This window comes from Kineococcus siccus, from assembly GCF_009906795.1.
Classification (GTDB): domain Bacteria; phylum Actinomycetota; class Actinomycetes; order Actinomycetales; family Kineococcaceae; genus Kineococcus; species Kineococcus siccus.
In genome coordinates this window covers 1-8438 of the sequence record NZ_JAAALN010000191.1, presented here as the reverse complement: position 1 = coordinate 8438, position 8438 = coordinate 1, and the positions used below count along the sequence as shown (strand labels likewise).

The window sequence follows — 8438 nt, the reverse complement described above, 5'->3', positions numbered from 1 at the left end:
GTCACGTGGACCGCCCGGGCGCCCCGGGCGAGGAGCTCGGCGGCCAGGGCGCGGCCGAGGCCGCGCTGTCCACCGGTGACGAGGGCGGTGCGTCCGGAGATGTTCACGGGGTTCCTTCGGGGACGAGGCCGAGCGCTTCGGCCGGAGCGGTGCGCGGGGTGCGCAGGAGGAGCAGCGGGAGGGCCGCGGTGGCGAGCAGGACGACCGCCGCGACGAGCAGGGCGTCGTCGACGGCGCCCGCGAAGGCGGCGGTGGGGTCGCCGGACCGGCGCAGCCCGGCGGCGGAGGCGGTCGTGACGACCGTGCCGAGGACGCTGCCGCCGAGCGCGGCCCCGAGCTGGCGGACGGTGGTGAGGGCGGCACCGGCCATGCCGGTGCGGGCGGCGTCCAGCCCGGCGAGGGCGGCCGCCGTGGTCGGGGCGACGAGCAGACCCAGGCCGACCCCGACGAGCAGGTACCCGGGCCAGGTCAGCGCGAAGGAGGTCTGCGGCCCGGTCGCCCGGGCGAGCAGCGCCCCGGCCGCGGTGATCAGGAGCCCGGCCACGAGCACGGGACGGACCCCGGTCCGCCGCACCACGCGGGCGGCGAGGGCGCTCACGACGACGTAGGGGCCCATGAGGCTGAGCATCCGCCAGCCCGTCCCGAGCCCCTCGACGCCGTGCACGCGCTGCAGGTCGAGCACGAGGACGAGGGCGATCCCCGTGAAGGCGAACAGCGCGACGGTCGCCACCACCAGGGCCGTGGCCACGGTGCGGGAGCGCAGCAGCGCGAGCTCGACGACAGGGTGGCGGCTCCGGCGCTCGACGACGACGAACGCCGCGAGCGCGAGGACCGCGACGGCGGCGGGCCCGACGGCCCCCGGCGCCCCGGCCGCGCCGACCTGGACCACGGCCACGACGAGGGCCGCGACCGCCACGGTCGCCGCGAGCGTCCCCGGGACGTCGAGGACGCGGCCCGGGACGCGGGTGTCGGGCAGGACGGCCGGGGCGGCGAGGAGGACGACGAGGGCGACCGCGACGTCGACGAGGAAGACGGCGTGCCAGCCGAACGCGGCGAGCAGCAGACCGGCCGACAGCGGGCCCACGGCCAGGCCGACGCCCGAGCAGGCCGCCCACACGCCGACGGCGCTCGCCCGCCGGGCGGGGTCGCTGAACGTGGCGGCGACGAGGGACAGGCTGGTGGGGACCACGAGGGCGGCGCCCGCCCCCATGACGAGCTCGCCGGCGACCACCGCGGCGGCCGAGTCGGCGGTCGAGGTGAGCACGGCGCCGAGCGCGAGGACGAGGCTGCCGGCCTGGAGGACGGTGCGCCGGCCCAGGACGTCGCCGAGGGTGCCCGCGGACAGCACGAGCGCGGCGAGCGCCAGCGGGTACGCGCTGCTCACCTGGACCAGCTGGACGCTGCTGAGGCCGAGGTCGGCCTGGATCGCCGTGAGCGAGGAGACGGTGGCGGTGATCGTCAGGAAGCTCATCGTCATGCCGAGGCAGGCGACGGCGATCCCCCACGACGCGCGCCGGCCGCGGTCGTCATGACGGTCGTCATAAGTCATGCGGAGGTTGTAGCATGACACCCGTCATGACGTCGAGTCCCCGCCTTCCCGGCCCCCGCGACCGCATGGTCGACAGCGCCCGCCTGCTCATCCAGGAGCGGGGCGTGACCGGCGTCGGGCTCCGCGAGGTCGTCGCGCACGCCCAGGCCCCCCGCGGCTCGCTGCAGCACTACTTCCCGGGCGGCAAGACCCAGCTCGTCGGCGAGGCGGTCGCCCGCGCCGGCGAGAGCACGCGCGCCGTGGTGGCCGCGGCCGTGGCCGACGGGACGGACGCGGCCACGACGTTCAGCGCCGTCGTCGAGCGCTGGCGCGCGGTGCTGAGCGACGGGTCCTTCGCCCGCGGCTGCCCGCTCGCCGCGACCGTCGTGGACGCCGCCACCGGCAGCGAGGAGCTGCGCGAGGCGGCCGAGACCGCCCTGGCGGGGTGGCGCGCCGACACGGCCGCGCTGCTGCGCCGCGACGGCTTCCCCGCCAAGCGGGCCGCGTCGCTCGCGTCCCTGCTGCAGGCGGCCGTGCAGGGGGCGCTGATCCAGGCCCGGGCGCAGCGCTCCACCGCGCCGCTGGACGCGGTCGAGCGCGAGCTCCTGCCCCTGCTGACACCCCCCGGCGGCCCGCTGAGCGGGTGACGCCGGGCCGGCGCCGAGCGTGAGTGGTTGCCTACGGCAACGTTCACCCATGGTTTCCCTGCCGGCCCCCTGCGTACGGCCGCACCCGCCCTAACGTCCCGTCGGACGAGGGCGGGAGGTCAGGGTGGACAGCACGACGACGGTCCGGGCGCGCGGCGTCCGCAAGCACTTCGGCGACGTCGTCGCCCTCGACGGCGTCGACCTCGACGTGACCGCCGGCCGGGTCCACGGCCTGGTCGGGCCGAACGGCGCGGGCAAGACGACCCTGCTCGGCCTCCTGCTGGGCCTGACCGTGGCCGACGCCGGCAGCCTCGAGGTCCTGGGGCTCCCGCTGCGCCGCGGCGCGCCCGTGCCCGACGGCGTCGCGGGCTTCCTCGACGGGCCCGGGCTCTACCCCCAGCTCACGGCCCGGCAGAACCTGGCCGCCGTGGCGGACCTGCGCCGGCGCCCCCGCGGCGGGGTGGACGGCGTGCTCGAGGAGGTCGGGCTGACCGACGTCGCCGACGACCGGGTCCGCGGCTTCTCCCTCGGCATGCGGCAGCGCCTGGGCCTCGCCGCCGCCCTGCTGGTGCAGCCGCGCGTGCTCGTCCTGGACGAACCGGCGAACGGGCTGGACCCCGCCGGGACGCGCCACGTCCACCGCGTGCTGAGCGGCCTGGCGGCCGGCGGCACCTCGGTCGTGCTGTCCAGCCACCGGATGGACGACCTCGCGGCCCTGTGCAGCGACGTCACCGTCCTGGCGGCCGGCCGGGCCGTCTTCTCGGGGCCGGTCGAGAAGCTCGCGACTGAGTCCGGGCCACTGGAGCACCGGCTGCGGACCTCCGACCCCGGCGCCGCCCGGCGGGTCGCGGCGGGCTCGCCGGGGGTCCGGGTCCGGCCGGACGACGACCCCGACCGGCGCCACGACGGCCCCGCGCTGGTCGTGCGCGCGTCGGTGCCCGACCTGGAGGACCTCCTCGCCCGCCTGGTCCACGGCGGGGTGCGTGTCCGCGAGCTGTCCCCCGTCGTGGCACCCCTGGAGGCGGCGTTCCTCGCCCTGACCGCGGACGCGGCGCCCGGCCGGGAGGAACCCGCGTGAGCGCGGCCCTCGTGGAGCCGGTCGCGCGTACGGCCTTCGCCCTGCCCGGCTACCGCTTCGAGCTGCTCAAGCTCACCGCCCAGTGGCGCACGCGCGCCCTGCTGCTCGTCTGCTGGCTCGCTCCCGCGGTCTTCGTGGCCGCCGTCAGCCGGCAGAGCACCCTGCCCTCCGACACCGTCTTCGGCCGCTGGATGGGCCAGACCGGCTGGGCGGGCTCGCTCGTCGTGCTGTCCTTCTGCTGCAGCTGGGTCCTGCCGCTGCTGACGTCGTTGGTCGCCGGGGACGTCTTCGCGGTCGAGGACCGGCTCGGGACCTGGCGCCACCTCCTGACCGTCGTCCGCTCGCCCCGGCGCCTGTTCGCGACGAAGGCCCTCGCCGCGCTCACCGTGCTGCTGGTGATGGTGGCGGGGCTGACCGTCTCGAGCACCCTGGGCGGGCTGGCGGCGGTCGGCGCGCACCCGCTCGTGGGGCTGGACGGGCAGCTCCTCGGCCCGGGGCGGGCGGCCACCACGGTGCTGCTCGCGTGGGCCGTCGCACTGGCGCCCACGCTCGCCTTCGCCGCCGTGGGGCTCCTGGGCTCGATCGCGCTCGGCGGCTCGCCGGTGGGCCTGCTCCTGCCCGCGCTGCTGGCGCTCCTGCTGCAGCTCGTGCAGCTGCTCCCGCTGCCCGTCGCCCTCCGCGTCGCCCTGCCGGGCAGCGCCTTCACCGCGTGGCGGGGGTTGTTCACGGCCCCCGCGCAGACGGGGCCCCTCCTGCTCGGCGTCGGGGTGAGCCTCGCGTGGACGGTGCTGGCGACCGCCCTCGCACGCCGGCTCTTCCTGCGCCGCGACGTGACCGGCCAGGGCCGCGACGACTCCGCCCGGCTCGTCGTGGTCCACGCGGTCCTGCCGCTGGCCGCGCTGGTGGCGGTCACGGCCGCCGCGGTCACCGCCACGACGCCGGTCACCGGTCCCGGTGTCGGCCGCGACCAACTGCAGACCTCGCTCGCCACCTCCTTCGCGCACCTCTACCGCCTCCAGACGCGCGAGCTCGCCCGTCCGGACGTCACCGAGGCGCAGCTGCGGACGACCGCGACCTGCGACAAGGGCGGCGACCGGGTGGCGGACACCGGCCCCGGCAACGACTGGCGCTGCGTCGTGTCGTGGCACCTCCCGGGGGCCACGGCGGTCGGCTCGGCCGTCTACCAGCTCGACGTCACCGCCGACGGCCGCTACGTCGCCGACGGCGACGGGCCGCAGGAGGTCAACGGCTTCTTCCAGGTGCGCACCGCCTCGGGCGACGCGCCCAACCCGCTCTGGCAGTTCGACGGCCTCGTCGACCTGCTCGCACCCACCCCGAAGGGCTGACATGCACCAGGTCACACGACGTCGGCAGCGCCCGGTCACCACGTCGAGCCCGGCGGGCCGCCTCGGCCGCCGGCCGCTGCAGGTCCTCGCCGCAGGGACCGCCGTCCTCGCCGTCACCGGCGGCGGGGTCGCCTACGCCACCACGAGCGCCTTCGGCCACCGCCAGGTCGGCACCGAGTCGGCGGACGGTCTGCAGATCTCCTCCGACCAGGTGATCAAGCCCATCGGCGACCGCCTCGTCACGGACAACGGCAAGATCATGGGGTCGACGGTCAGCCCGGACGGGCGCTTCCTCGCCGCGTCGAGCACCGACAAGTCCATCGTCCTGCAGGTCTTCGACCTGAAGACGTACACGCTCCGCTGGACGGTGGGGACCAAGGCCCCGGCGGACGAGGTGGTCAAGGACGGCACCGTCGGGCAGGAGGCGCCGACGTACTCCCCCGACGGGAAGGTGCTCTGGCTCTCCCAGACCGACGGCCTGACCCGGTTCCCGGTCAACGCCGACGGCACCCTCGGCGCGGGCACGACGGTCGCCCTCCCCCAGCGCGACGGCCAGTCCGCGCTGCCCGGCAAGCCGGTGTACTCCGCCGACGCGAAGGTCCTCTACGTCCCCGTCAACGGGCAGAACACCGTCGTCGCGCTCGACCCGGCCACGGGCCGCGTCCAGCAGACGTGGGGCGTGGGCATCGCGCCGCGCGAGATCGCCCTCGTCGGCCGCAAGCTCTACGTCAGCGACGAGGGTGGCCGCGCCCCCCGTCCCGGTGAGGCGGCGATCAACTCCTACGGCACGGCGGTTCCGGCCGACCCCTACCTGGGCACATCCACGACCGGCACGGTCAGCGTCATCGACACCGCCCGCCCGGACGCGGGCGTGAGCTCGATCGACGTCGGACTGCACCCGACCGCGCTGCACGTCACCGGTGAGGCGCTGTTCGTGGCCAACACGGGCAGCGACACCGTCTCGGTCGTCGACACCCGGCGGGACCGGGTCGTGCAGACCATCTCGACGCAGCCCTGGGCGTCGTCCACCGTGGGCTACGAACCCACCGCCGTCACCACCACCTCCGACGGGCACCTCCTCGTCAGCCTCGGCCGGGCGAACGCCGTCGCCGTCTACCGCTACGCGGGCCGCGCGCAGGAACCGGTCAGCTACGTGGGTCTGCTCCCGACGGACTACTACCCCGCGGACCTGGCCACGGTCGGCGACCAGGTCGTCGTCACGAACTCCCGCGGGATCGACGCCCGCGGCCCGGCGCTGACGTTCACGGCCGGCCCCGGCACGACGCCCGTGACCGGGCACGGCACGCACAGCACGACCGCGTCGCTGACCCGGTTCCGCCTGCCGGACGACCAGCAGATCGGGCGGTACACCGCCACGGTGTTCGCCCAGAACGGCTGGGGGAAGACCGACACCGTCCAGGCCGGGCGGAAGAAGGCGGCGCCGGTCGCCGTGCCCGCGCGCGTCGGCGACCCCTCCACCATCAAGCACGTGTTCCTGCTGGTGAAGGAGAACCGCACCTACGACCAGGTGCTGGGCGACGACCCCCGCGGCAACGGCGACCCGACGCTGGCCCAGTTCGGCGCGAAGGTCACGCCCAACCAGCACGCGCTCTCGAAGCAGTTCGGCCTCTACGACAACCTCTACGACGTCGGCACGAACTCCGCCGAGGGCCACAACTGGCTCATGCAGGGCGACAACCCCGAGTACACCGAGTCCTCCGCGGGCGAGTACGTGCGCAGCTACGACACCGAGGACGACGTCCTGGGCCACCAGCGCTCGGGGTTCCTGTGGACCGCGGCCGAGTCCGCCGGCAAGAGCGTGCGGAACTTCGGCGAGTTCACGCAGTTCGAGACCAAGCCGGCCGGCGCCACGTGGCAGTCGTACTACTGCGCCGCGAAGTCCGTCGACGCGGGCGGCGACCCCGGCGCGCTCTACACCCCCGCGATCAAGCAGGACACCGAGTCGCCGATCCCGTCGCTGAACGCCGTCACCGACCACGCCTACCCGAAGTTCGACACCGACATCCCGGACCTCTACCGCTACGAGGTGTGGAAGCAGGACTTCGAGAAGAACGGCCCGGCGGCGCTGAACATGTTCTGGCTGTCCAGCGACCACACCGGCGGCACGCCCGACCCCACCGCCCAGGTCGCCGACAACGACCTCGCCGTCGGCAAGATGGTCGACGAGATCTCGCACAGCCCGTACTGGAAGGACTCCGCGATCTTCGTCGTCGAGGACGACAGCCAGGCCGGGGCCGACCACGTCGACGGCCACCGCGCCCCCGTGCAGATCATCAGCCCCTACGCCCAGCACGGGACGGTCGACAGCACCTACTACAGCCAGCTCACGGTGGTCCGCACCATCGAGCAGATCCTCGGCGCGCAACCGCTGAACCAGAAGCTCGCCGCGGCCACGCCCATGGCGTCGGCGTTCACCGACCGGCCGGACCTCACGCCCTACACCGCGGTGCCCAACCAGGTCCCGCTCACCCAGGGGGTCGAGACGGCGCCGGCCTGCGGCCCGGACACCCTGGGCCTGACGGGGGCACCCGCCCAGCAGCTGGAGTCCCAGCAGGCCGAGGCCACGACCGTGCCCGCCGCGCAGCAGGCCGTCGCCGCGCAGTGGTCGGACTGGGCGAAGCAGCAGCGGTTCACGGGGCCGAACGCCGTCGCCGACGCCGCGAACCCCGAGCAGATGAACCGCTACACCTGGTACCGCGCCCACGGCTGGACGGTGCCCTACCCGGGTGACACCGTCCTCTACGCGCCCGAGCAGGTCCCCGGGGCCCACATCCCCAGCGCCGACGTGGACTGACCCGGTCCGCGCTCGCGCCACCCGTCCCGCGACGGCCCGCCGGCCCTCCGGCGGGCCGTCGTCGTCCCCGCGGGCCTCAGGCCGGCGGGTCGTCGGGCTGCGGGTCGTCGGGCTGCGGGTCGTCGTCGAATAACTCCCGGACCGCCGCGGCGATGGCGGGGCCGAGGCCGGCGGGGGCGGTCCACGGCTCGGTGGCCGAGAGGACACCTCCCGCGGCCAGGCGGCCCACGAGGTCCAGCGCCGCGGGCAGCGACTCCTCCTGCCCCGCGCCGGCGACCGTGCGGCGCAGCTCACCGGTCGTCAGCGGGCTGCCGAGCACCGCCGACGCGAGGGCGGACAGGCCGCCGAGGGCACCGCGGGCCTCGTGGTCCTCGCCCGCGACCTGCTCCCGGATCCACCGGGTGAGCGCGGCCCGGCCGGCGGCGCGGCGCTCCTCGTCGGTCGCGTCCGCCGGGACCGTGTCGTCCGGGGCGGTGTCCCCCGTCCCGACGCGCGCGGCGGGCACCGCCGCGAGCGCGGCCAGCTCCTCCTCCAGCGTCAGCCCGGCGACGGCGGCCGCGAGCCCGTCGAGGACGTAGGCCCCGGCCTCGTCGGCGGCGTCGGCGGCGACCACGTCCAGGCAGTCGGCGAGGTCCTCGACGTCGCCGCGCCAGCTGTCGGTCTCGCCGAGGAACTCCAGGTAGGCCGCCCACGAGGAGGCGACCTCCTCGCGCAGCTCCGCGACGTCGAGGTCGTTGGCCTCGGCGACCTGCGGCAGGACGTCGTCGAGCAGGCTCCGCAGCTCGGCGGGGACGAAGGACGTCGCGGAGGAGGGGACGACCTCGCCGCCCTGCGCGAGCAGCAGCCAGCCCAGCGACTCCATGAGCCGCGCCTCGACGTCGCCCGGGGACATCCAGTCCTCGACCGCCCCCTCGCCCGCGTCCGCGTCGGCGTCGGCCTCGAGGAACGCGCGGAAGGGCACCTGCAGCACGCCGAGCGCGCGCCCGCCGGTGCGCAGCGGTGGCGCTGTGACGGAGGCGGATGG

The 8438-nt window shown here is 75.8% G+C and carries 6 protein-coding genes; 4 read left to right on the top strand and 2 right to left on the bottom strand.

Going from position 1 to position 8438, the window contains the following annotated elements:
* Window positions 1-103: 103 nt before the first annotated feature.
* A complete protein-coding gene (locus GTR02_RS17295) occupies window positions 104-1549 on the bottom strand; it encodes an MFS transporter (protein WP_166608731.1) in 1446 nt (481 codons plus the stop codon).
* Window positions 1550-1575: 26 nt separating this feature from the next.
* On the opposite strand from GTR02_RS17295, the gene GTR02_RS17290 reads away from it, so the two are divergent.
* The 4 genes from GTR02_RS17290 (at window position 1576) to GTR02_RS17275 (ending at window position 7414) form a co-directional block, all read left to right on the top strand.
* Window positions 1576-2175, top strand: coding sequence for a TetR/AcrR family transcriptional regulator (locus GTR02_RS17290; RefSeq protein WP_166608730.1), 600 nt, complete (start codon window positions 1576-1578; stop codon window positions 2173-2175).
* Window positions 2176-2299: 124 nt separating this feature from the next.
* Window positions 2300-3253: an ATP-binding cassette domain-containing protein gene (locus GTR02_RS17285; protein ID WP_166608729.1), complete on the top strand. Its 954-nt coding sequence runs from the start codon at window positions 2300-2302 to the stop codon at window positions 3251-3253.
* Complete coding sequence (locus tag GTR02_RS17280; protein ID WP_166608728.1) at window positions 3250-4599, top strand: ABC transporter permease; 1350 nt, start codon at window positions 3250-3252, stop codon at window positions 4597-4599. Before GTR02_RS17285 ends, GTR02_RS17280 begins: the two co-directional genes overlap by 4 nt.
* Before the next feature lies 1 nt (window position 4600).
* Window positions 4601-7414 (top strand): bifunctional YncE family protein/alkaline phosphatase family protein, encoded by a 2814-nt coding sequence (locus tag GTR02_RS17275; RefSeq protein ID WP_166608727.1) that lies wholly within the window; start codon window positions 4601-4603, stop codon window positions 7412-7414.
* Window positions 7415-7490: 76 nt separating this feature from the next.
* On the opposite strand, the gene GTR02_RS17270 is transcribed toward GTR02_RS17275, so the two are convergent.
* The coding region (locus GTR02_RS17270; RefSeq protein WP_205709500.1) for a hypothetical protein at window positions 7491-8438 on the bottom strand (948 nt) is incomplete at its 5' end.